Genomic DNA, 22,458 nt, shown 5'->3' with positions numbered 1-22,458 from the left:
GGGATGCATGGGAGTACTGGAACTGAATGAAAAGCAGGCAATGGCTGTGGCAAAGTTGATGGATCTCGACCCGGAATGTAAAATTTTCTGGGATTCCCGGGGGAAATTCCCAAAGTTCATCAAGGGGACGCTTTCAAGGCCATCCCCCGACAGCCCGGAGAGTATTGCCCGCCGCTTCCTTGAAGAATCCCGGGAGCTTCTGGAGAGGCAAGAGGGGCTTGATGAAAAACTGGAACTTGCTGTCCTGGAGACCGACTTTATGGGCTTTTTCCATGTCGTTTTCCTCCAGCTTTTAAGCGGGGTCCCCGTATTTGAGGGGTCTATCCAGGTTCACATAAATCCTGCAGGAGAGGTCATTGCATACAAGGATTTCCGACTGATGGAGCTTTCCGTTTCCCTGGAACCGAATATCGGAGAACCTGATGCTGTGAAAACCGTTTTTGAAGATGTTGGCCCCGGAAAAGGGACCGTTATCCTCAGTACCAGGCTGATGCTGTACAGGGATAGGGAAGAGCAGGTGCACCTGGTCTGGCAGGTCGAATCCCTTTCTTCAAAAGGTCTGGCAGGCAGGTTCTATTTTATCGATGCCCATACCGGGGAACTGCGGTACAAATTTTCCCAGATCAGGGCTGCGCTTTCGAGAAAAACGTATTCCGGGCACAATAAGGAAGTCCTTCCCGGAGAACTGCTACTTGAAGACGGACAAGCCGGCCCTGACGAGATAGCCCGGGCAGCCCATGATAATATGGCAACAGTATACTGGTATTTTAAGCACAGGTTCGGAAGGGACAGTTATGATAACCGGGGCTCGCCCCTTGTGTCCACCGTCCATTTCCAAAAGAATTTCAATAACGCTTTCTGGAGCGACCATTACAAACAGCTTGTCTTTGGGGACGGAGACGGGTACAGGTGGCTCCCCCTTGCTTTTGCCCTGGATATCGTTGCCCATGAACTGACCCATGCCCTGGCTGCCTATACTGCAAAGTTCGTGTACAGTGAAGAAGCCGGAGCCCTGGACGAGTCCTTTGCAGACGTTTTTGCGATCCTGATCTCAAACAGGGGAAAAATAGAGGAATGGGAAATCGGGGAAGGGGTCTATACTCCCTTTCATGAGGGAGATGCCCTTCGGGACCTCTCGGACCCCCCGAAATACGGGCAGATCGACCACATGGATAACTATATGAGGCTTACTCCCGGGGAACTGCCCGATCAGTACAAAAACGATAGTGGCTACGTCCATCTAAACAGCGGGATCCCCAACAGGGTTGCATGCCTGATCATAGCCGGGGGGACGCATTACGGAATCAGTGTCGAGGGGATTGCCCGTAAAAAAGCCGAGCAGATCTACTATCTCGCCCTGACCGCATACCTCTGCAGTGCGACCCTGAGCAGGTGGACTTTCAGGGAGGCCCGGTATGCCCAGTTGAATGCCTGTCGTCAGCTCTACGGGGAAGAAGGGCCTGAATACGCCGCAATCAAGAATGCCTGGGCTGCAGTGGGGCTCGGGCAGCCCTCAGGAGCCCTGCTCATAGTCAAAGGGGAAGTATCTCCCGAAACTCCGGTCCCTATCCCTGACCTGGACCCGAAAGGGGTTCTGAGTGTTATTGATGTCGAGGAGGAGGGGCTGGTAAAAGACATCCGTGTGAAGGTGAACATCGAACATACTTATACAAGGGACCTGAGGATTACTCTTCTCACCCCTGCCGGGGGAACGGTTGTCCTGCATGACCGGAAAGGACTCCCGGGGAAAAACATATCCAGAACATACAACCTGGGCTCAGCCCCGAAGCTCAGGACCTGCATTGGTGAGCGAGTTCACGGGAAATGGCGCCTCTGGGTTGCGGACCACGCCAGGGAACACGCCGGTTCCCTAGTTGGCTGGGGGCTTAAGTTCCTGGTCCAGAAAGCCGAAAAGAAAGAGCTCAGGAGAGAACTTTTCCTGTGGCAGGAAATTCCCGATAACGATCCGAAGGGCATCGAAAGCCAGATCTATATTGAAAGGCCCGGGAAGATCGTAAACCTGGACGTTTCTCTCGGAATCACCCATCCCTGGATCGGGGACCTCAGGGTAATCCTTCTCATGCCGTCAGGGGAGAAACTGATGCTGCACAACAGGACCGGGTACAGCAGAAGGGAAATCAAAAAAGTATGCAGCACCAAATGGGATGAAGATTTACAGGCAGCCGTCAGCAAAGAAATGCAAGGCACCTGGACCCTGAAAGTTTTTGACCTGGCAGAGAGGGACACCGGCACCCTGGACAGCTGGGGGATGTGCATCGTCTATGAATGAAGTCATTCCCGCTTTTCGGCTTTGTTTTCCACTTTCTTGTCTGCCCTTCAGTCGAAAATCTCTTCGTTATCCTCGTCCCAGGCAGGCTGGTTTATTGCCAGGAACTCAAGGCTTGTGTTCCCGGTATTGTAAGTACACTGGATAGAATCTTCAGGGATGTATATCAGCTGTCCGGGCCGGAGTTTGACCGGGATCCCGTCTATGTAGAGTGTACCTTCCCCTTCAAGGATATAGTGGACTTCAGTTTTGCTCATAAGGTGGGGGGCATTGTTTTCCCCGGGCTCGATCACGGAATGGGCGATGCTGTAGTCCAGATCGAGTTCTCTGTCAAAGTTTTCCGGGTGTAAGAGCTCGGAAACGTAGATGCCTCCGTCGCGGGAGAGAACTTTGCATTCATCGAGATTCCTGGAAATAAGGTAGTCATCCGCGTAAAAACCTGCTCCGACAAGGTAGTCCTGCCCATCCCTGTTAACCTTCCTGATAAAGGAATACTTCAGGACAGATTCGTCTTCCCCGGGTTTTGGCCAGTAGTAGTCCACCCAGCCTTCTCCCTTTTTGTTAAGGGCGGTTTCAATGAAAAGTTCTCCAATGGGTTTCCCGTTAGAGTCTTGGAGCCCATCGAGGTCCTGCCCCTCCATACTTTCGTCAGGGGGATAGACAACAGCCGTCCCGTCGGTTTCCCAGACAAAGATGTAGAAGTTATGGTGGTACCAGGAAGAGCCTTCCTCCCTGAAGTCTGAAAAGATCTTTTCCCCTTCTTCCTCGATAAGCCCGGCTGTGGCTTTTACCCTGGCTTCGATGTACCTCTGCTGGCCTGCCATATCGCTTTTCCCTTCGCCGAACATCAGGGTTCCCGGCATTGAGGGTTCCGTAGCAGCAAGCTCTTTAGTCCCGGCTTCCCCGGAAGGAGAGATTTCTCTCTCTCCTTCTCCCGTTCCTTCTGTTTCCGTTTCTTCTGCCCGGATAGCTCCTTCGGTTTCGCTGCCATTTCCATCCAGGCTGACGGTAGAGTTGTCCTGATTCCCGTCATCCGGGCTTCCGCTGGTAAGAATTCCCAGTACCAGGGCGACTGCAAGCATGCCGCAAACAAATTTTATCAGATTCATGTGTTTCCCTGTTTTTCGGCTTAAAGTCCTAACACTCGATCACTAAAAGGCAAAAATTTTGATTTTGAATACGTATAAGGTTATATAAAAAGTTAAATCATTTTTGCATAACTTCCTCAAAAAAGAGCCATTTTCATCAATTTGCAAGACCTAGTTTAAATATTTAAGAAGAGACGTTTTCGGGGCCTTTATTCTTCTTGTAAGGCGCAAGAGGACATATTATCGGGACTAACAGGACTTTAAAGCTTTTCTCGAAGCTTCGATTTTCGGTTGAATTCTTTCAGACATTTCGGGGTATTTTTCAGGTGGTCGGACTCTCGAAGCCTGTCCATAGGCTTCAATAGCCTCATTAAGGTTTGTTTTGCGATACTCTACATCATTCTCTGCGAGGGCAAGGGCAAAGTATGCATCCCCAAGACTCTCCTGCATCTCTGCAAAATACCTTGGATAGTCTTTAATGTCCTCAATTTTTAAAGATTCTTCATATGCTTCAATCGCTGCATTAAGGTTCATTATTGGATTCCTAACTTCAGCAAGGGTACAGTACGTATCCCCCAGGTCTTTTTGTGTCCTTGCATATTCAACAGGATATTCGGATTCAGCGAAAATATCCAGAGCAATCCTGTGAGCTATGATTGCTTTCCTCACATTTTCTTCTTTGTTTTCGGACTTCGAGAGACAAAGATATGCATTTCCAAGTTCATTTTGAGTTGTTGCATAATCTATCGGATAATCTACGAACGTAAAAATTTTTAGTGACTTATTATAATAATCGATGGCTTTTCTAGTATTGCTTTCCTTATCCTGAACCTCAGCCAGCAAACAGTATGCAGAGCCTAGATTACGTTGAGTTTGTCCATAGTCTTGGATATAATCGTTAATTGGATGATCTTTTCCAAAAAATCCTTCAGCTTTATTGAACGCTATGATCGCTTCCCAGATATTATTCTCTTTGTTTTCAAACTCGCTAAGAGCAAGGTATGCTTCTCCGAGAGAATTTTGGATTAGCATATATTCGAAAGGATTTTTCTCACATGTAAGGTAAGTAGAGGCGTTTTCAAAGCAGCGTATGGCTTTTTTAATATTTGTTTTTTCATCTTCAAACTCAGATAAAGTTAAGTATTCCCAGCCAAGGTTATTCTCTAAAATTGCAAGATATTGTGTACAGTTTTTGTTTCCTGTAAAGATGTTCAACGCACTTTTGTGGTCAATGATAGCGAATTCTGTATTATTTTTTTCATCCCGGACTTTAGCGAGATTAATATATGAATTGCCCCTATTGTTCCTGTTTATTGCATAGTTGATAGAGTAATTCTCTGTATCATTACTCATCAAGGATTCATAAGCTCTTATAGCTTCATCATAATTCTCAATAGCCCTGAGCAAATTTTCCTCCTTGGCTTCAAGCTCAGAAAGCCCGCTATATGCACCTCCACAGTTGCTTGTCACCATGGCATAGTAGCATGGGGTTTCATTATTTGTAAAATACTTCAATGACTGATTGTATGCTTCAATTGCATTTCTGAGATTCATTTCTTTATTTTGTTTTTCCGCAAGTCTTTTAAGTGAGTCGCCTAGTTTGTATTGAGCCATTGCTTTTTGACGTGAAAAATTATCCGGAATGTCATTTGAAACGTTGATAATTTTCCTATATTCTCTACATGCATCCTGATAACATTCATATTCCCCTTTTTCTCCCCGTTCATAATAATTATCTCCTTGACTAAAATACACCCCGATAGCTTCCTCCGTTTTTTTCATTTCATCAATACTTCTCCGTTGTTCATCATAGTGCATGATTAAACAAGATGAAATGACACATCCAATGATTGTGACAATTACCGGAATGATAATTTTATCGTTGAGAAAGACCATAAAGCGTTTTTCCATTGTGGACCTTATATTTTTGTATAAGTTTGAGGCCCTCTGGCTAATTTCTAATTTTAAGAGTTTTCTCGTCCCGTTTTCTGATCCCTTTTCGGAATCCGAGTTTTCCTGGGTCATTTCCTCAAATTCCTCTTAACCATGATTGAAATAAGGAGTCCCAATACTCCGTTCCAGAGTTTAAAACCGGAGACTGAGTTATTTTTTTCAGGAATTGGGTCTTCCGAGTATCCTTTTTTTACCGGTCCTGGGTCAGGAATATCTATTGTCCTACCGGTTATAGAAAAAAGAGAGAAAGCCGGAGTTTCAGCCACAAAGTAGATGAAATCAGTATCTTCACTGACCTTTGAAGTGGGAAGAGAGTTCCATTTTCCTTCTGAATACCTGTTCAAAGTGATTGTGGACACGTCAATGTTGTTTTCTTTAATCCAGGCATTTTCAACCCTGAACTTGATTGTTGGATTTTTGAAGTTCCCCTCGAAGCTTGAAAATTCAGGATTGCCTATCTTGATATTCATGATTTTGTAGACGATACACTTAGGTGGGGCTAAAACCTCAGAGGAAAAGCCGTTAAGCATCTCTACTTTAGCTATCACGAAACCCACAGTATTTTCAGGTACGAAGGACACGGCTACAATACAGTTTTCCGGATTTTGAAACACATAATTTACACTGGTACCTTCTTGTACATACTTCTGTGAAGTCTCAGTAATTACTATGATTTCAGTAGGTTCATCAGAAGGTTCTGGAATCATGGGAGGATCAGGATCATCACCAACGTCATTTTTGGGTTCTGGAGTTTCTTCCGGTGAAGGAATGAGAAGAGGCAGATAATCAATGTTCCCTCCACCCAGGTCATAAGCCACATAACAAATGCCATCTCCATCGGTGTCATCGTGGGTCTGGCTGAAGCCGTTCTCAGTTGGTGTTGCCCAGAAGTTTCCGCTCAGGTAAGGACCGCTGACGATGTTTGAGTCGGTGGTTTTGGTTGTGTTCCAGATGTTGCCGGGGTTTGTACCTTCAAAATAAACGTTATTAGTGTTGTTGAAGTAGTTGTTGTAGATGAAATTGTCGCTGGAATCCCATAGATAAATTCCATATTGGTTGTTCGATGCTATGTTATTTTCAAGCGTGTTGCTGCTGGAGTCCCGCAAATATATGCCGTAATCGTTGTTCGAGTCCGCGGTGTTATTAGAAAGCGTGTTGCTGCTCGAAGAGTACAGCCAGATGCCGTCGTCGTTGTTCGAGTCCGCAGTGTTATTAGAAAGCGTGTTGCTGCTCGAAAACCTCAGCTGGATGCCGTAGTGGTTGTTCGAGTCCGCGGTGTTATTAGATAGCGTGTTGCTGCTCGAAGCTTCCAGATAGATGCCGTAGTAGTTGTTCGATGCTGTGTTATTAGAAAGCGTGTTGCTGCTCGAATAGTACAGCCAGATGCCGACGTCGTTGTTCGATGCTGTGTTATTAGAAAGCGTGTTATCGTTGCTCGAAAACCTCAGCTGGATTCCGTAGTGGTTGTTCGAGTCCGCGGTGTTATTAGAAAGCGTATTATCGTTGCTCGAATAGTACAGCCAGATGCCGTCGTCGTTGTTCGATGCTGTGTTATTAGAAAGCGTGTTGCTGCTCGAATAGTACAGCCAGATGCCGTCATCGTTGTTCGATGCTGTGTTATTAGAAAGCGTGTTGCTGCTCGAAGAGTCCAGCCGGATGCCGTCGTCGTTGTTCGATGCTGTGTTATTAGAAAGCATGTTGCTGCTCGAATAGTACAGCCAGATGCCGTACTCGTTGTTCGATGCTATGTTATTTTCAATGAGGCAATCTTCAACTCCTTCAAGATAGATTCCGGCACAATTGATGGCACTAGCTCCCGTTATGCTAAACCCGCTAATTTTTACTCCGTTTGCAGTGACATGAAAAACGTGGTCTGAGATACTGGCTGCCTGAACTGTAGTGTCGAAAGGGTTTCCTGAGTTGGATCTTATTGTTATGTTAGCTTTATCCACGTCTAGATTTTCCGTATACGTGCCTGGTTTGATGATGATTTCATCTCCGGGGCTTGAGCTGTTCAGGGCTGCTTGAATTGTCGTGAAATCTGCCGGTCCGTCGTCATCCACAAAAATCGTTGCAGCAGCTACATTGCCTGCAATTGTCAGGTTGAACGCAAGCATCAATACTAAAAAAGTTATACTGATTCTTTTGACTTCCCACATAATAAACACTGCAATAATTATTGTTTGTAGCAATCATCTGAATTATAGTAAGCTGCAAAGTTATTTCTGACTTTGAACTTTATTTGATTGTGTTATTGAGACATTGAGTGCATCCAAGTAAGTTCTGGACTGCTATCGCATCTTTCTGTTTCTTGGGTTACGATTATGCACCATCCAATAAGGAATAAACATACTCAAAAAATTCAATACATAGTGAGACTTTAAATCTTACTAAAAACTTACGATTTTATTTAATAGGTTCTAAATAAATAATTAGAGATGTCAATACAAAATTATAACTAATTTAAAAATGATGATCCCTGTTGACTTTCCGGTTTGCAACCTTAGTTCATAGCTGAGATCTTGGTTTTTTTATCCTGTGAGACATCACAAATATTACTGAGTTGCCAGATATATTGAGATACATTGAGATAGTAAACATTGAGGAAACTTGAGGACACAAAAATGCCAGGCAACTACAACATCATCTCCTGGAACGTAAACGGGCTTCGGGCTGCCATGAAAAAAGGCTTCCTTGAGCTTTTGCTGGAGCAAAAATTTGACATCATAGGCATTCAGGAAACCAAAGCCTCCCCGGACAAACTCCCGAGGGAAGCTAAGAACATCCCCGGCTACCACAACTACTTCGTCTCTGCCGAGCGAAAGGGCTACAGCGGGGTCGGCCTCTTTTCCAAAGAAAAACCCCTGAATGTCGAAAACGGAATGGGGGTCGAGGAGTTTGACAGTGAAGGCCGCTTCATCAGGGCTGACTACGAAGACTTCACCCTCATGAACATCTACTTCCCTAACGGCAAAGCCTCCCGGGAACGCCTGGACTACAAAATGGCCTTTTACGACGCTTTCCTGGACTACGCAAACGCCCTGACAGCCGAAGGCAAAAAACTTGTCATTTGCGGGGACGTTAACACTGCCCACAAAGAAATCGACCTGACAAGGCCTAAGGAAAACGAAAAAGTTTCTGGCTTTCTCCCCGAAGAAAGGGCCTGGATGGATAAATTCCTTGATGCCGGCTACATCGACACCTTTCGTATGTTCAACCAGGAAGATAAGAATTATACATGGTGGTCGATGCGCACCCGCGCAAGGGAAAGGAATGTGGGGTGGCGGCTTGACTACTTCTTCGTCAGTGAGAACATGAAGGAAAATGTAAAGTCTGCCTCGATACTTTCGGGGATAATGGGTTCAGACCACTGTCCTGTGGGACTTGAACTTGAGTTCTAAAATTGGAACAGTTCTCTTTTTTCTTTTTAACTCCTGTCAAATTTCTTAACAAGTTCTTCCCAATTTCTTTTTAAGACTTCCTAAATTCGAACCCTGTTTCTCCAGCTTCTTTACTTTAATTAACAGGTTTCCGGATTTTTAAGTTTTTTATCCCAAAATGATTTCCCTTTTCCAATTTTTTTGTCATGGCTAGATATCGGGTACAGGTGGCCAACTATCTTACTTCAGTTTCAAATTTATTTCACATTATATGATCGTTCCATAGTATCACAATGGAATTACAATTGCCTCAATGATTAACCTTTAGAGCTGCTCGATGTTGTATCTTGCATTGAACTATCCAGGGGTCTTGAAACTGAGGAATCATTTCGGGATACAACATCCTCTTCATTTATAAGTTAAATATATAAACATCCTCATAATAATTGAGGCAGTAATTTTTTAAAAAACGGTGTTTAGCATGCCTAATGGAAAAACTCATACAAAAATAAATATCATACTACTGTTTGTTATTTTGTTAAGCTTACATACAAAATTTATGCAAACGTATATTCCCCCTGAGTATCTTGAATTTGATGCTACAACAATATTCTCACTTGCACTCATATTTGGAACATATTATCTCAGTCCCGATTTAGATATTCAAAGTGAACCTTTTAAAAGATGGGGCATTCTGAGATATATATGGTGGCCATACCAAAAAATATTCAAACATCGTGGCAAACTACATCACCCGTTGTTAGGCCCAATCATAATTATTTCGACAGTAGGATTGCTCATCATAGCACCAATTGTCATATTATTCAATTTCAACATCGCATACGTCCCAACAAAATATATTATCTCATTACTAACCGGAATTATCATTTCTATTGAAGCTCACATCATTGCAGATCTAATTTGGACAAAAGTAAAAAGAAAATCCAATAAAATAAAAAAGAAATTAAACAATTCTCACACAACAAAATCATAACAAGGGCTGTCAAACAACGAAGAGCCAAAAATACAAAGATCAAACAAAGTCAACATTATTCATCATTTATACAGAATCTTTTATATTATTTTTGAATAATCAAAGTACTCCTAATGAATCAAGGCCCAATTTAATAAAAGTTAATCCGAATACAATCTGCGCAATTCCCAGAATGCGAATGATAGAAAAATAATATTTACTGTTAATAAAAGATTTTGACCTTTCTACAATTAACGCAATAACTACCTTTGACCCTACAAGAAAAACATAGAAACCGAATACAAACAGAACCATAGCCCAGATATGGGTATTTAAACTCTTGAAAATAATTGGCCCACCTATTGAGATCCAGAATATGTAAGGGTGCGGATTCCCGAAGTTGACAATAACTCCTTTTTTAAGGGCATCTTTCTTTTCTAAATTTAGTTCAAGGTTGCCTTTTTTGATTTTCATCGATTCCATTCCTGAATATATCAGGTACGATGCCCCTAAAAATGCAATAATTCCGATAACGGAATCATAGTTTGTCAGATGTGACAGAATGAACAATACGGATAAAATTATTGGAAGGTCAGTAATCAAAGGAGATATTGCAACCTTTATCCCTTCCCATTTGCCGTGCTGCAGGGTTTCGGAGATAGTTATAGCTAGCAGCGGACCCGGAGACATTCCTGCAGCAAGGCCAAGAAAAGACCCTAAGATTAAAAACTCAATAATGTTTAACATGCCCAAGTCTTCTACCTCAGCTTTATGCCATTTTTAACTCAGCTTTCTACCTCAGTTTTTTTGTGCATTGTCAATTCAATGAACCTGTCGCCAAATCTGCTGAGTAGGTAGCTAATTCCAGATCAATGAATTCGGCACACACGACCAAACTGTGTATAATTATCCACCACGGTACAAATTACTACAGAATGGTATATAATCATACACAATTTCCTTATTTCGTAAGAAATGTTAAACACTTACGCCTCAATCTTTGAAAACAACACGGCTCCTATCGTACAGATGAAAGCCGACAGCGCGGCGATTGCTGCCAGGTCGGTGTACACGCCAAAGGTGCTGACCCCGGTAAGCGCTCCCCTGAGGCCGTCTACGCCGTAGGTGAGGGGGTCAATCCGGCTGATGAAGTAGATCACGGGGGGAAGGTCTTGCAGGGGGAAGAGGGCGCCTGAGAGGAAGAATATTGGCATGATCAGGAAGTTCATGATCAACTGGAAGCCGTGCATGTCTTTCATTTTCGAGGCTATGGTCAGGCCCATGCCCGTGAAGAAGAGGGCGATCAGGAACATGAAGAGCAGGCCGAGAGCAAGGCTTTCGAAACTTGCGGCCCTGAACCCGAGCAGGTAGGTCAGGCCAAAGACTACAAGGCCCTGGATCATGGCGATGGTTGCCCCACCGAGAGTTTTTCCGATCATGATCTCGGTCCGGGTGATCGGGGCTACAAGGGTCTCTTTCAAAAAGCCGAACTGCCGGTCCCAGATGACTTCCAGGCCGGAAAAAACGGCTGTAAAGAGGATTGACATGGAAACTATTCCCGGGGCCAGGAAGTCCATGTAGTTTGCCCCGCCGCTTGCCCGGGCGTACATGGGGCCGAAACCGAAGCCGAAGGCGACCATGAAGAGGAGGGGCTGGCCCAGGGAGCCTATCAGCCGGGCTTTGGAGCGCCAGTAGCGCTTGAGCTGGCGAAGCCAGAGGATGTAGATTACTTCGATCATAACTTTAGCGCCTCCTGCTCATCCCTTTCATGAGCCTCATTTTACTCATCCCTGCTCCGTTTTCGTCTCTTATGTCCCTGCCGGTCAGGTTCAGAAAAGCATCTTCCAGGGATTCGGTCCCGTTTCTCTCCTTTATTTCCTCCAGAGTGCCGGTCTCTATGATTTTCCCGTGGTCTATGATTGCGATTTTGTCTGCGATTGCTTCGGCCTCTTCCATGTAGTGCGTTGTCAGGAAAATTGTCATGCCCCTTTCTTCGTTGAGGGTCTGGATATGGTTCCAGATTGCCTTCCGTGTCTGGGGGTCCAGGCCGACTGTGGGTTCGTCCAGGAAAAGGATTTTCGGGTAGTGGACAAGCGCCCTCGCAATCTCAAGCCTGCGTTTCATCCCACCTGAGTAGGTTTTCACGAAATCTTTGCGCCTGTCCCAGAGCCCCACAATTTCAAGGGCTTTTCGGATCCTTTCGTCCCTTTCTTTTTTCGGGACCTTGTAGATCACCGCATGGTAGGTCATATTTTCATAAGCCGTAAGCTCATCATCCAGGCTCTGGTCCTGGAAAACGATCCCGAAAGAAGCCCTGGCTTCGTCCTGTTCTTTTAGAACGTTGAAGCCGTTAATCCGGATCTCGCCGTTTGTTGGCTTCAGGACGGTTGTGAGCATTTTGATAGTCGTGGACTTCCCTGCGCCGTTCGGCCCGAGGAATGCAAAGATCGAGCCGGCTTCGACGTCGAAGCTAATGCTGTTCACGGCGGTGAAGTCGTCGAATTTTTTTGTAAGGGACTGGACTGAGAGGATGTTTTGCATGGCCTGGACCTTTAATCAATTTTTTATTATCAGAAAAACAAAGGTATTCGAATTTTTTCCTGAATCTTTTGAATTCCTTTATGATAAAAAAGATATCGGTGTTTTCATTGATTGGGGGGTTGGATCGCCGGGTATGACTTGATTCTGGTAATTGCGATTACAACTCATTTATATACACATTGACATTGCGATTACAGCTTACTTATATGAACATTGGTATTGCGGTTACAACTTGTTTACCTGACCCTCCTGAGGTTCTGGTTCAAATAAGATGAAGAATAAAATATAAGCAAAAATATAACGAAAAACTGGATCCGCAAAATTGCGGATGCACGAAAATAACCGGGGGGAAATCCATGAAACGGAAATGGGAACAGGACTGGGGTTTACAGGGCAGGATGCTTTTTACAATGTTTCTTCTGGCGGCAGTTTATCTTTTTTTCCTGGTTTTTCTCTCTTACTACGGGGCACCGCCCACGTTCATGCTGCTCTTTATAGGGGCTTTCATGGCAATCCAGTACTTTTACTCGGACAGGATGGTACTCTGGACGACAGGGGCTCATATTGTTTCCGAAATTGAGGCTCCACGCCTGCATGAAACGATAACCAGGCTCTGTGCCATTGCCGATATCCCGAAGCCGAGGGTTGCCATTGTGGATACTCCGGTCCCGAATGCCTTTGCCACCGGCAGGAACCCCGGTAATGCCGTGGTTGCGGTTACCACCGGGATCCTGGATAAACTTACTCCTGCCGAACTCGAAGCCGTGCTTGCTCACGAACTGAGCCATGTCAAGAACCGGGACGTGATGGTTATGACCATTGCCAGTTTTATCTCTACCATAGCCTTCTATTTTGTCCGCTACAGCCTCTACTTCGGAAGTGGGGGGCAGAGGCGGAACGGTGGGAGCATTCTGCTGGTCTGGCTCGTCTCCCTGGGAGTCTGGCTGCTCAGTTTCCTTTTGATCCGTGCTCTTTCCCGCTACCGGGAGTTTTCCGCAGACCGGGGCTCGGCAGTTATCACGGGGCAGCCTTCAAACCTGGCTTCCGCCCTGATGAAAATCAGCGGGGTGATGCAAAAAGTCCCCACGGAAGACCTCCGGAAGGTCGAGGGGATGAATGCCTTTTTCATTATCCCGGCCCTTTCCGGCTCTTCGTTCATGAACCTCTTTTCCACCCACCCTCCGGTTGAAAAGCGGCTTGCAGCCCTTGAGAAGATCCAGAATGAGTTAGCCTGAAAGCGAATGAAGGAAGATGGGAAAACGAGAGATTGCGGAAGATGGGAAAACGAGAGATTGCGGAAGATGGGAAAACGAGAGATTGCGGAAGATGGGAAAACGAGAGATTGCGGAAGATGGGAAAACGAGAGATTGCGGAAGATGGGGAATATGAGGAAGATGAAGAAGACGTGGAAGATGGGAGAGTTGAACTAAAATGGGGTTAAGGGATCTCGTGGACGCCGTCCTTGGAAGGAGCAGCCTTCCTAAATCACGGCCTGATAAACTCTTTGCGATCTCCACGGCCAGCATCACCCTGGAAACCAGTATGGGCCTGGAACCTTCCGGAAAGGCAGGGATTTGCTTCAAGCCCATCGAAGCTTCCGCCTATACCAGTGCCCGGAAAGAGATTGAGGAACTTCTGGAGTACGGCGCAAAAGAAACCGGGACTGAATACAGGCTTGAAAAAGACGAATACAATTTCCTCTGGACAATTTTCAAAGACCCTGACTTTGAAGACCTGGTCGTAAACCTGCACCTGGTAAGCCAGACCCTTGAGGAACACGGTTTCGGGAAGCAGCTTCTCTGTGCAATCTACCGTTTTGAGGCTGAGGGTGAAGGTAAGCTTGAAGGTCCGGAAGCCGGGAGGCATACCGGCAAAAAAGTAGTTTACTGGATCTACAATTTCAAGCAGGGCAGTTATTATCCTTTTGTGCCGCTTGCGGGAAAGAAAAGGGATACTCCAATGGAATTCAGGCTCAGGACCGGGATGGAGCGGGAACTCCCCATTGAAAAAGATGTGGAAAAATGGTATCCTCTGTGGGGAATTCCCTTCTAATTTTCCACATCCTGAAATTTCCTTTTCCTTAGTTCCTTTTTGACCTTTCAAATCCTGAAATTTCCTTTTCCTTAGTTCCCGACGGTTTTCTATCGTTTTTTTGACGGTTCACACGCGTTCAACCGTCACGTCCATATTTACCGTGTCCTGGTCAGTGGGTACACCGTTGTGCATCGTGGTTACGTAGTCTCCCTTTGAGACTTTCCCGTCTCCGTCAACATCTACATGGACATAGAGCGAATACATCCTGTTTGCCACAAGTTCCGGGAAGCCAAGGGTGAAAGGAACTTTATTTTCTTCCGGGGCCACCGACACATTTTCAATAACGGTCTCCGAGATCACTGTCGACGGGGCATCCGCAAGACTTACATCATCAAGCCGGATGTAAACAGTAACGTCTTCTATAATTTCTTCAAGGCCTTCAAAGAGGATGTTTCCTTCAATAAGCCCGTAAGTTTCCGCATCTTCGCCTGAAGTATTCTCTGAGGGTTTGGATGGCTCGGATGGCTCGGATGGCTCGGATGGCTCTGAAGGAACTCCGTAATCACCCAGGACAAAGGTGCCGTTTACCCCGTTTACCGAGACTGTGTATTCTCCCGGTTCAAGGCCTTCGATGTTGATAGGGATGTACTCCGTAAAGGGTGCCAGGTTCATGGTGCAGGGAGCGTTTGTCCGGCTCAGGGTTGGAAGCTCCACGAGGATTACCCGGCCCTGCCTTTCGATTGATATGTTCCCTACATCGATCCTTTCACAGTTTCCGGCAAGCATCCCGGAGACCACTGCCCTTACCTGCGGAGGAATGGACCTTGTCATTATTACCGTTACGTCCTCAACAGCCGCTTTTCCGGGAGCGTAGGTTTCGTCCGGGGCCACGATGTCGTAAGCAGTAAGTTCAAAGCTTGTTTCGATCCCATTTACGGATACCGTATAGTTGCCGACCTCAAAGCCTTCAACATCAAGCGGGATCTTTTCTTCGAAAGGCACCAGGGCTTCGGTACAGACCGCATCAGCAGGCCTTATAGTGGGTATTCCGATTGTGATGTTCCCGTTTTCCTTTTCCATCGTGATGTTCTCCCGGTCAATCCCGGTGCAGCCGTCTGGCAGGTTACCTTTTACGGAGATGCTTATTTCGGGCGGGATTACCGTCTTTTTCATCTCGACATGCACTTCTTCCACGGGGACAGTTCCGTATACGAAAGCTTCGACAGGTTCTCTGTTTTCATTTTCCAGTGGCTGGTCTTCTTCATTGTTATCAACGCAACCGCTGAAGGATAGCAGGACTAAAATCAAAGCTAATGTAAACAATTTTTTCAGGAATCTGGAATTCATGTAATCCTCCTTTATCGACCTTCGCTTGTCCCCTAATGAATATATTTCTTGCCTAAACTTCAATTCAATTCGTAGTTTTCCGGTACTGTTTTTATTAATTAATTTTACATGTGTCTCAATTTTAATTATCAATTGTTTGAGCCCTTTATTGCAGAATTCAGACCCTCCGGGATGATATTTTAATAGTAATAACTCCATATTTTATATTACAGAATTAGGTGGAGTTGATATACGATGGGGAATCTTTTCAAAAAAATCTTGATTGCAACTGATGGTTCGGAAAACGCCAGAAGAGCTGTTTCTCATGGAATAGATATTGCGAAGGTAAGCGGTGCTGAAGTGTACGCTGTGTACGTCGTTTCCGATGAGCATGCAAAAGTTTCGGGAAAGGTTATGGGCTGGGCCGAACCTTTTGAGGAATATCTGACTGATAGGGGGGAACTTGCGACTGCAGATGTTGAAAAAGCCGGAAAAGGAGCTGAAGTCAAGGTGGAGCTGGTATTGCTGAAAGGCAGCCCTGCCGAACAAATCCTTGACTATGCAGAGAAAAACGGTATTGACCTGATAGTGATGGGCACACAGGGTTTGACAGGAATTAAAAGGTTCCTTATCGGCAGTGTGGCAGAGAATGTTGTCCGGCACTCAAAAGTTCCGGTAATTGTTGTGCGTTGACTGTGGGCTCCTGAAGCCTTCTAATTTTCTCTTTCTATCTCTATTTTTCGATCCCTATTTTTATTTCTATCTCTATTTGTTTTGATTCCTGAGGAGCAGCAGCTTGATTTTTAAAGTTGCTTCCACATCATTAGCAGTTGCGCACGTGTCATTGGCAACTGCTCCTGTGTTGTATATATCTAAAGTATTCTGGAAGCTGCACCTCTAAGGGCTGTACCTCTGAGATCCATAATCCTGAAAGCCGAAGCAGAAAATGCTGTGTTTCAATCCTCGAAAATCCCGGTCCCCGTAAACACTTCTTTTGCTTCTTCAAGGCTGAGGTCTTCCGGGGGCACGATGATGTCCGATTCCACGATTTCTTCCGCCGCTACTTCAGTTCCTTTTGCCCTGATCATGGCGACCAGCTTTTCAAGTTCGCTTCTGAACTCCCCGGCTTTCCCTTCGGCCACAAAGTCCACTATGCGATTGTCCAACACGTTCAGTTCGTCGTAGAGGGCTGCAGGCACCCGGAACTGCCCTTCGCCCATAATCCTGATTATCATTTCTCTGCCCCCTTGCCTGCTTCTTTGCCTTCTGGTTTTTCTGGTTTTTCGGGTTCTTTGCCTGCTTCGGCTTTGAGCCTGGCAAGTTCTGACTCAATACTTGTCTGGGCGCTGATTTTTGCAAGTTCCCGCTCGATATCGTCCTGAGGGCCTGTAAGGTCTTCCAGAGTCCCGACTTCCATGAGTTCGTCGATGGCCTCTGCCCGGGCTTTCATTTCTTCGGTCTTGTTTTCGGCCCTCTCGATTGCAAGCCCCACGTCCGCCATCTCTTCGCTGATCCCGGTTACGGACTCGTTGATCCGGACCTGGGCTTCAGCTGCGGAATACCCGGCTTTTATGGACTCTTTCCGGGTCCTGAAGATCTCTACTTTGGTGGAGAGGCGTTTTTCGGAGGCAATGAGCTTCTCTTCCTGTTTCTCAAGCTCGGAGATTTCCGTGTCGATGCCCTCTACCTGCTGCATGAGGGCGGCTTTCCGTTCAAGGGCCATCCTTGCAAGGTCTTCCCTGTCAGCCGTGACCGCGTCTTTTGCCTGGGAGTCAAGTTTGCCCACGCTCTGCATCAGTTTTGCCCGCTGGAGCTGGAGGCGCTTTTTTGAGGTGGTCACCTCGGCAACTCCCCTTTTTACGTCTTGAAGCATTTCGAGCTGTTTTTCATAGGAATAGTCCAGTGTTTCCCTGGGATCTTCCATCCTGTTGAGCACTTTGTTCATCTTCGACTTGAAGACCGTTTCCATCCGGTTGATTAACCCCATGTTTTCCCCCGATTTTTTCTTGCTACCTGTTAATTGGAGAGGCTGGTATTTTTATTTTTTTGCCGGGGGATTCATCCTATTCGGGGGAGGAGCTTTCTTCGGAAGGGGACCTGAAGCTTCACAATTTATAACTTCATATTTATATATTAATATCGATTATTCGCAACCCTGCGAACGTTTTATATATCCAAAAAACAACTTATATAAAGATATTATGGGAAGGCTTGAGAATAAAACAGAATTTTTTTACACGGAATCCGGGCTTGTTGCGGTGGACAGTCCGGTAAAGCTGCAAATTCTCAATCTCCTCAGGGAAGATTCGAGGTCATTTGATGAAATCGTAAAATACACGGCAAAGGCAAAGTCCACGATTTCCGTACACCTCAACAACCTCAGGACCACCGAACTCGTAGAGGAAATGGTTGATCCTGCTGACCGCCGCCGGAAAATCTATTCCCTCACCTCTCATTACATGGGCTGCTCCCAGAAACCTGTCCATGAACACTATAACAGTCTGCTGCAAAAGGTTGCCAGAAACGGGAAAAAAGACCGTTTTTCCTTTATGGAATCCGTCTACCATGCTTTACGCTTCGGGTTCGAAGCCTACGGGATTGATAATGTCCCTATTGTAAAAAAGATCGGATGCGACATTGGTGTCCACCTTTCATCCGCTTTTGAGTCCGAAACCCTCGAAGGGCTCCTGGAAGAAATCGGATACTTCCTGGAATCCGGGGGAAACGGAAGGCTTTCCATGCTCAAAACCGAACCTCTTTCCCTCCTCATTGAAGACCCTTTCAAGGCCGAGTCGATGCCCGTTATCGGGAAGCCTTTCTGTGCCCTGAGTGAAGGCCTCATCGAAGGCATCCTCTGCGGTAAGCTGGGCAGGGAATTCCGGGTCCGGGAAAAAGAATGCTATGGGACCGGGCACGGACACTGTATTTTCGAGATTACGGTGCCCTGACTGCGGTTTCTGATTAAGACCGCTGATCCCGTTTTCTTATTACAGAATCCTGATTAAGGTTCTCGCTTACACCAGCAAAGTACGGTTCTGGATTCCAGTCAAAATTATTTTCTGAAAATTTCTTTATAACATTCACTCTTTTTTAAACGCTATTTATATTATTATCTTTCAATTTATTTCACCAGCCTTTCGCCATCTGGTAAAATAATTATTAATATTTCGGGGCTGTTAGGATGCCGATCAATCGGCGCTTCCTATCACGACTCCCATTTCCGATTTCAGGAGCGGGCCTATTGCGGCTACGATCCCCGGTCCGTCTGTCTTTTCCCTGCAGACGATTGCGTGTTCCAGGAGCCCCAGGCGTTCTATCTCGTAAATGTCCTTGCCGTGTCCGGTTTTTTTGATTGCGCTTTTTATCTCCGAACGGGTGGCAGCATTTATTGTTACTCTGTCCGTGCCTGCCTTTTTCCACTCCCACCAGAGGTCAAGCTGCTGCTTGCTGAACCTTGCCCTGTGACGGTTGCCTTTGCTTTCAATGATTTCGATTTCTGCCGGAAGGTGGGGAATCAGCCCGAACCTTGCAGCAAGCTGTTTTGCTTTCCCACTACCCAGGGCCTTTAGCTCCCTGGCTTCGACCCTCACAGGAAAACCGATGTTGACCACGAGTAAATCTTCCTCGACGGCCAGGATAAAACCCCTGTATACTTTTCCAGGTTCGGCTTTATTGGCAGGGGTTCCGTATTTCGAAACCAGGAAGTTTCTGGAGACATCTTCGTCTTCCCCTTCAAGGCTTATCTCCGCCCACTGGTCAGAGGCAACTGATATTTCAAACTCCACTTCAAGTTCTTTCAATTCGTTTTCAATAAGGGCTCTAAGGGAATTAATCGCCCTTTCCCGGTTTCCATATAGGGGTTGCAGTATGACTACTTTTTTCATGTTCTTCCTGCCGTATCAACTTTGAATTTTAAATTCCGTCGAGTCAAATGAAAATGATTCCCGATTTTAAGGAGAGTATGAATGCTAAAGCTGGATATAAACGTATAAGGCGGGTACCAAAAGTGCAATGTATTCCAATATTAAAGCTGAGTACCGTTTGTGAAGTTGAGTTTCAACCTTCAGGGCTTTTATTAATTTATGATGTGGATCTCAATGTTTAAGGTATCATATGTTTAAGGATCTACTTTTAAGGATCTGCGTTTAAGGATCTAATTTTAAGGTACCTTATATTTAAGGTACCTATGTTTAAAGGTATCATACGTTCACCGAACTCAAATCTGGTAATTTTAAGGTACCTATGTTTAAAGGTATCATACGTTTAAGGTACTCAAATCTGGTAATCAACGTTTAAGGTAAGATTCAAGGAGGCTGGAACTTTCTTCCAGGGATTCCGTAACAACTTCATCAATGGGGCTTTCAGCTGTTTCAATCATGTTCCTGAGTTTTTTGATGTCCCGGCTGTAGGGGCCCAGTTTTCGGGAAATCATATCCCTGCTGTCTCCCTGTTCCAGAGCTTCCCGGTGGATGTTCTCGATCTTTTCCCTGAAGTTCCTGATTTTCTCAAGGATTTCCTTATTTATCGGGTCGAGCTCCTTTATTTTTTCGGCTTCTCTTGCTTCTTCTGCCGCTTTTCCAGCCGCAGATCCAGGGCTTTCTCCCCCTGTTCCCGTGGCTGCCGCTTCTCCGGCTGCTTCGGCTTCTTCCGGGGGGGCTGCTTCCCGGATGACATTCCGGAACTCCTTGAGGGCGATTTCGACATCTTTTCCGTATTCCGTAAGTTCAACAAATTTGATCCGCCCCTCGAATGTGAATCTGATAAGTCCGCACTGTTCCATTTTGGTGAGGATCCTCGTGGTATGGGCAAAAGTGGAATCTATCTCTTTTGAAATCACGGATGCGTAGGTCTTTTCCATCGAGCCTATAATAAGCAGTGCAAGAGTGGGTTTTTCCTGCAAAAACAATTTTTCTGCATCATCGTCGGACATAATATCACATTGGAGTGCCTTATGGCGGGTTGCCTCTGGATCTTACAGACCCAAATATTTTTTATCATTTAATAATTTTTGCATAATATTTTGACAGTTAATCTTCTAATACTTCGTTTTGATTTTGTCTTCCTTATTTTTCTCTGAGCTTCAGCTTTCCTGAATCTTTTAAGATTTTTGAGCTCTTCTGAAACTTTTGAGATTTTTGGACTTCTTTGAAGTTTTAAGTTTTTATACTTTTGAGAGGGTTTCAGGCTTTTTGACTGCTTGAAATTTTTGAGATTTTTTACAGGGAACGGATTATTTCCTTAATTTCCGGAAGTGTGGCGTCCGTCTTGAATGAAGTTCCGCTGAAATGGGTACGTGAGGCTTCAAACCCGTTTGCTCTCAGGGCTTCGAGAAAACCTTCGATGCCTGTAGCCGAAACTCCCAGTTCCTTGCAGATTACGTGCTGGTCGTAGAACATTGGTATGTCGAGTTCGTCCCTGCAGAAGCTGATTATCTTCATGGCTTTTTCTTTTGTCCTGAGAGGGCGCTTTTCCATTTCGACAAGCACCTCATTGCAAAATGCAGGCTCCCTCAAGGGGCCGAGCCAGAGCGGACCTGCAATATTCGTGCCGGCCCCGCAGACAGGGCATTCCCGGTCAATGTGCACGGCAAGTCCTTCTACGGGTTGCCTGAAACCGCATTTCGGGCAGTGGGCGAGGAAGCCTACGGATTTAAGGGTTCTGTCCGCCTGTTTCGCTCCCTGACGCACTGCAAGGTAACTGCGGACGTAGTGCCGGGTTACATGGGAGAGCAGGGGGTCCATTGATTTTTCGTGTTTTGCAAGTTCCCGGGCGCAGGCCCCGAGCAGGACCCTCATCCCCATCTCACTGTGGAATTCCGTGTTAAGGGGCACGGCCGCATACTTCCTGATCCCCGAATTCAGGTGGGCTCCGCAAAGAGGTGCGGTATCAGTTGCCGTAACCGAAAGCAGGTTCATGACCGATGAGGAAGCCGCGTCCAGAAAGGGAGAGGGGGTCCCGAAGGGGTCGATGTCCACGATGTGGAATCTCTGCTCGTGGAGCAGTACGTTTGCATTCTTCCGGCATCCCTCCGCTTTTTCCTCCAGCCCGTTGAGTTTGATGTTCTGCTGAATGAGCTCAAATGCCTCCTGGCTCCAGTCGTTCAGGGTAGCGTGGATTCCTACTTCCCCTGCGACCCGGAGCCCCCTGATTCCCGATGCGGAAAAGGCATCCACGTAACGGACCTCTTCCCTTTGCATATCCCTCTTTCCGAGCAGTCTGTCCACGAAAGCTGCAGTTGCTGCAACATTGATGTCGCGGTTGAGTTCCATCTCCGGGTTATAAAATACCGGTGCCGCAGAGGGAGGGAAGGCCGCATCCCGGGGCGGGACCGGAACTGAAACCTCTGTCGTGCCTTCCATTATGGTTTTAAGGGTCATCTGCAATGCTATTCTTTGATATCGTATTTTACAGTAATGGTCATTTTTATCCATAGCTGCCCGAACAAACCGGAATTACGCATCCGGATTGATTTTTTCCGGCTCTTCTGGGCAGGGAATTTGAAGAATTCCCGTTGAGGGAGCCTGAAAGGTTGTTAGTTTGATGTCCTGAAAGATTTTCATTGGAGATTTGAAAGGAATAGTACATCAGTTTTTGAATCCGGATCAAGTTGTTTTGATCCAATTATCTGATTTAATCACACCCCCTTTCTCTGGCAGTTCCTTTCCTTTACTCCCATTTAATATAAGCCTTTTATAAATAATAACATTTTCGTGAATATATTTCAAATGAGATCAGAAAATTTTCAGATATCCTGGTCCGGACAATGGGACCGGTCATGTCATATTTGAAAATAGATGTGGGAGTAGTCCGGGATAATCAAAAAAAGAATTTTTTGGAAGAGGGTTTTCCCCCTTCCGGTTTAATTTCAGTTAGGTG

The 22,458-nt window shown here is 45.8% G+C and carries 20 protein-coding genes; 8 read left to right on the top strand and 12 right to left on the bottom strand.

All coding sequences use genetic code 11. The features are described from left to right. Nucleotides 1-7 precede the first annotated feature (7 nt). Nucleotides 8-2,290 carry a M4 family metallopeptidase gene (locus ACSAZK_RS03560; protein WP_440956041.1) on the top strand — a complete coding sequence of 761 codons (2,283 nt, stop codon included), beginning with the start codon at nt 8-10 and terminating at the stop codon, nt 2,288-2,290. A 47-nt stretch (nt 2,291-2,337) separates the two neighbouring features. Here the strand turns inward: ACSAZK_RS03560 and ACSAZK_RS03555 are convergent, their stop codons facing one another. From ACSAZK_RS03555 to ACSAZK_RS03545, 3 genes are all read right to left on the bottom strand, one after another. Beyond that, the gene (locus ACSAZK_RS03555; RefSeq protein ID WP_440956040.1) at nt 2,338-3,396 is read right to left on the bottom strand and encodes a cache domain-containing protein; all 1,059 of its coding nucleotides are present in this window, start codon (nt 3,394-3,396) and stop codon (nt 2,338-2,340) included. Nucleotides 3,397-3,624: 228 nt separating this feature from the next. After that, nucleotides 3,625-5,400, bottom strand: a complete 1,776-nt coding sequence (locus ACSAZK_RS03550; protein ID WP_440956039.1) for a hypothetical protein — start codon at nt 5,398-5,400, stop codon at nt 3,625-3,627. Beyond that, entirely contained in the window at nt 5,397-7,445 is a 2,049-nt protein-coding gene (locus ACSAZK_RS03545; protein ID WP_440956038.1) for a NosD domain-containing protein, read from the bottom strand. Before ACSAZK_RS03545 ends, ACSAZK_RS03550 begins: the two co-directional genes overlap by 4 nt. A gap of 507 nt (nt 7,446-7,952) precedes the next feature. Between ACSAZK_RS03545 and ACSAZK_RS03540 the strand changes: the two genes are divergently transcribed. Both ACSAZK_RS03540 and ACSAZK_RS03535 read left to right on the top strand, forming a co-directional pair. Beyond that, complete coding sequence (locus ACSAZK_RS03540) at nt 7,953-8,729, top strand: exodeoxyribonuclease III (RefSeq protein ID WP_440956037.1); 777 nt, start codon at nt 7,953-7,955, stop codon at nt 8,727-8,729. Nucleotides 8,730-9,189: 460 nt separating this feature from the next. Beyond that, nucleotides 9,190-9,702: a DUF2227 family putative metal-binding protein gene (locus tag ACSAZK_RS03535; RefSeq protein ID WP_048183411.1), complete on the top strand. Its 513-nt coding sequence runs from the start codon at nt 9,190-9,192 to the stop codon at nt 9,700-9,702. Between the two features lie 99 nt (nt 9,703-9,801). Here the strand turns inward: ACSAZK_RS03535 and ACSAZK_RS03530 are convergent, their stop codons facing one another. The 3 genes from ACSAZK_RS03530 to ACSAZK_RS03520 form a co-directional block, all read right to left on the bottom strand. After that, nucleotides 9,802-10,428 carry a LysE family transporter gene (locus ACSAZK_RS03530; RefSeq protein WP_440956036.1) on the bottom strand — a complete coding sequence of 209 codons (627 nt, stop codon included), beginning with the start codon at nt 10,426-10,428 and terminating at the stop codon, nt 9,802-9,804. Between the two features lie 239 nt (nt 10,429-10,667). Then, nucleotides 10,668-11,420 (bottom strand): ABC transporter permease, encoded by a 753-nt coding sequence (locus ACSAZK_RS03525; protein WP_440956035.1) that lies wholly within the window; start codon nt 11,418-11,420, stop codon nt 10,668-10,670. A 4-nt stretch (nt 11,421-11,424) separates the two neighbouring features. Continuing rightward, nucleotides 11,425-12,222: an ABC transporter ATP-binding protein gene (locus tag ACSAZK_RS03520; RefSeq protein WP_440956034.1), complete on the bottom strand. Its 798-nt coding sequence runs from the start codon at nt 12,220-12,222 to the stop codon at nt 11,425-11,427. Between the two features lie 356 nt (nt 12,223-12,578). On the opposite strand from ACSAZK_RS03520, the gene htpX reads away from it, so the two are divergent. The 3 genes from htpX to pspAB are packed head-to-tail and all read left to right on the top strand — an operon-like array spanning nt 12,579 to nt 14,274. Beyond that, entirely contained in the window at nt 12,579-13,457 is an 879-nt protein-coding gene (htpX, locus tag ACSAZK_RS03515; RefSeq protein ID WP_440956033.1) for a zinc metalloprotease HtpX, read from the top strand. Nucleotides 13,458-13,498: 41 nt separating this feature from the next. After that, the gene (locus ACSAZK_RS03510; RefSeq protein WP_440956032.1) at nt 13,499-13,663 is read left to right on the top strand and encodes a hypothetical protein; all 165 of its coding nucleotides are present in this window, start codon (nt 13,499-13,501) and stop codon (nt 13,661-13,663) included. Then, nucleotides 13,654-14,274, top strand: coding sequence for a PspA-associated protein PspAB (gene pspAB, locus ACSAZK_RS03505; RefSeq protein WP_440956031.1), 621 nt, complete (start codon nt 13,654-13,656; stop codon nt 14,272-14,274). Before ACSAZK_RS03510 ends, pspAB begins: the two co-directional genes overlap by 10 nt. A gap of 108 nt (nt 14,275-14,382) precedes the next feature. On the opposite strand, the gene ACSAZK_RS03500 is transcribed toward pspAB, so the two are convergent. Beyond that, the gene (locus ACSAZK_RS03500; RefSeq protein ID WP_440956030.1) at nt 14,383-15,603 is read right to left on the bottom strand and encodes a hypothetical protein; all 1,221 of its coding nucleotides are present in this window, start codon (nt 15,601-15,603) and stop codon (nt 14,383-14,385) included. 234 nt (nt 15,604-15,837) lie between these two features. On the opposite strand from ACSAZK_RS03500, the gene ACSAZK_RS03495 reads away from it, so the two are divergent. Then, on the top strand, nt 15,838-16,275 hold the full coding sequence (locus tag ACSAZK_RS03495; protein WP_048179333.1) for a universal stress protein: 438 nt from the start codon (nt 15,838-15,840) through the stop codon (nt 16,273-16,275). A gap of 263 nt (nt 16,276-16,538) precedes the next feature. Here the strand turns inward: ACSAZK_RS03495 and pspAA are convergent, their stop codons facing one another. Further along, nucleotides 16,539-16,817 (bottom strand): PspA-associated protein PspAA, encoded by a 279-nt coding sequence (pspAA, locus tag ACSAZK_RS03490; RefSeq protein ID WP_440956029.1) that lies wholly within the window; start codon nt 16,815-16,817, stop codon nt 16,539-16,541. Continuing rightward, complete coding sequence (locus ACSAZK_RS03485) at nt 16,814-17,569, bottom strand: PspA/IM30 family protein (RefSeq protein ID WP_440956028.1); 756 nt, start codon at nt 17,567-17,569, stop codon at nt 16,814-16,816. The genes pspAA and ACSAZK_RS03485 overlap by 4 nt, the downstream gene beginning before the upstream one ends. 214 nt (nt 17,570-17,783) lie before the next feature. Here ACSAZK_RS03485 and ACSAZK_RS03480 point away from each other — a divergent pair, with 214 nt between their 5' ends. Next, complete coding sequence (locus ACSAZK_RS03480; RefSeq protein WP_440956027.1) at nt 17,784-18,530, top strand: V4R domain-containing protein; 747 nt, start codon at nt 17,784-17,786, stop codon at nt 18,528-18,530. Between the two features lie 240 nt (nt 18,531-18,770). Here ACSAZK_RS03480 and ACSAZK_RS03475 read toward each other — a convergent pair whose 3' ends face one another. From ACSAZK_RS03475 to ACSAZK_RS03465, 3 genes are all read right to left on the bottom strand, one after another. Continuing rightward, nucleotides 18,771-19,466: a DUF2110 family protein gene (locus tag ACSAZK_RS03475; protein WP_440956026.1), complete on the bottom strand. Its 696-nt coding sequence runs from the start codon at nt 19,464-19,466 to the stop codon at nt 18,771-18,773. A 401-nt stretch (nt 19,467-19,867) separates the two neighbouring features. Continuing rightward, complete coding sequence (locus tag ACSAZK_RS03470; RefSeq protein WP_440956025.1) at nt 19,868-20,512, bottom strand: MarR family transcriptional regulator; 645 nt, start codon at nt 20,510-20,512, stop codon at nt 19,868-19,870. Nucleotides 20,513-20,798: 286 nt separating this feature from the next. Further along, the gene (locus ACSAZK_RS03465; protein WP_440956024.1) at nt 20,799-21,959 is read right to left on the bottom strand and encodes a tRNA (guanine(10)-N(2))-dimethyltransferase; all 1,161 of its coding nucleotides are present in this window, start codon (nt 21,957-21,959) and stop codon (nt 20,799-20,801) included. Nucleotides 21,960-22,458 lie beyond the last annotated feature (499 nt).

This window comes from Methanosarcina sediminis, from assembly GCF_052056915.1.
Taxonomy (GTDB): domain Archaea; phylum Halobacteriota; class Methanosarcinia; order Methanosarcinales; family Methanosarcinaceae; genus MTP4.
This window is presented reverse-complemented; position numbering and strand designations above follow the sequence as displayed.

Excerpts from the sequence above, each read along its gene's own strand:
- ACSAZK_RS03560 (WP_440956041.1), top strand. The coding sequence starts at position 8 with ATGGGAGTACTGGAACTGAATGAAAAGCAGGCAATGGCTGTGGCAAAG.
- ACSAZK_RS03555 (WP_440956040.1), bottom strand. The coding sequence starts at position 3,396 with ATGAATCTGATAAAATTTGTTTGCGGCATGCTTGCAGTCGCCCTGGTA.
- ACSAZK_RS03550 (WP_440956039.1), bottom strand. The coding sequence starts at position 5,400 with ATGACCCAGGAAAACTCGGATTCCGAAAAGGGATCAGAAAACGGGACG.
- ACSAZK_RS03545 (WP_440956038.1), bottom strand. The coding sequence starts at position 7,445 with ATGCTTGCGTTCAACCTGACAATTGCAGGCAATGTAGCTGCTGCAACG.
- ACSAZK_RS03540 (WP_440956037.1), top strand. The coding sequence starts at position 7,953 with ATGCCAGGCAACTACAACATCATCTCCTGGAACGTAAACGGGCTTCGG.
- ACSAZK_RS03535 (WP_048183411.1), top strand. The coding sequence starts at position 9,190 with ATGCCTAATGGAAAAACTCATACAAAAATAAATATCATACTACTGTTT.
- ACSAZK_RS03530 (WP_440956036.1), bottom strand. The coding sequence starts at position 10,428 with ATGTTAAACATTATTGAGTTTTTAATCTTAGGGTCTTTTCTTGGCCTT.
- ACSAZK_RS03525 (WP_440956035.1), bottom strand. The coding sequence starts at position 11,420 with ATGATCGAAGTAATCTACATCCTCTGGCTTCGCCAGCTCAAGCGCTAC.
- ACSAZK_RS03520 (WP_440956034.1), bottom strand. The coding sequence starts at position 12,222 with ATGCAAAACATCCTCTCAGTCCAGTCCCTTACAAAAAAATTCGACGAC.
- htpX (WP_440956033.1), top strand. The coding sequence starts at position 12,579 with ATGAAACGGAAATGGGAACAGGACTGGGGTTTACAGGGCAGGATGCTT.
- ACSAZK_RS03510 (WP_440956032.1), top strand. The coding sequence starts at position 13,499 with ATGGGAAAACGAGAGATTGCGGAAGATGGGAAAACGAGAGATTGCGGA.
- pspAB (WP_440956031.1), top strand. The coding sequence starts at position 13,654 with ATGGGGTTAAGGGATCTCGTGGACGCCGTCCTTGGAAGGAGCAGCCTT.
- ACSAZK_RS03500 (WP_440956030.1), bottom strand. The coding sequence starts at position 15,603 with ATGAATTCCAGATTCCTGAAAAAATTGTTTACATTAGCTTTGATTTTA.
- ACSAZK_RS03495 (WP_048179333.1), top strand. The coding sequence starts at position 15,838 with ATGGGGAATCTTTTCAAAAAAATCTTGATTGCAACTGATGGTTCGGAA.
- pspAA (WP_440956029.1), bottom strand. The coding sequence starts at position 16,817 with ATGATAATCAGGATTATGGGCGAAGGGCAGTTCCGGGTGCCTGCAGCC.
- ACSAZK_RS03485 (WP_440956028.1), bottom strand. The coding sequence starts at position 17,569 with ATGGGGTTAATCAACCGGATGGAAACGGTCTTCAAGTCGAAGATGAAC.
- ACSAZK_RS03480 (WP_440956027.1), top strand. The coding sequence starts at position 17,784 with ATGGGAAGGCTTGAGAATAAAACAGAATTTTTTTACACGGAATCCGGG.
- ACSAZK_RS03475 (WP_440956026.1), bottom strand. The coding sequence starts at position 19,466 with ATGAAAAAAGTAGTCATACTGCAACCCCTATATGGAAACCGGGAAAGG.
- ACSAZK_RS03470 (WP_440956025.1), bottom strand. The coding sequence starts at position 20,512 with ATGTCCGACGATGATGCAGAAAAATTGTTTTTGCAGGAAAAACCCACT.
- ACSAZK_RS03465 (WP_440956024.1), bottom strand. The coding sequence starts at position 21,959 with ATGACCCTTAAAACCATAATGGAAGGCACGACAGAGGTTTCAGTTCCG.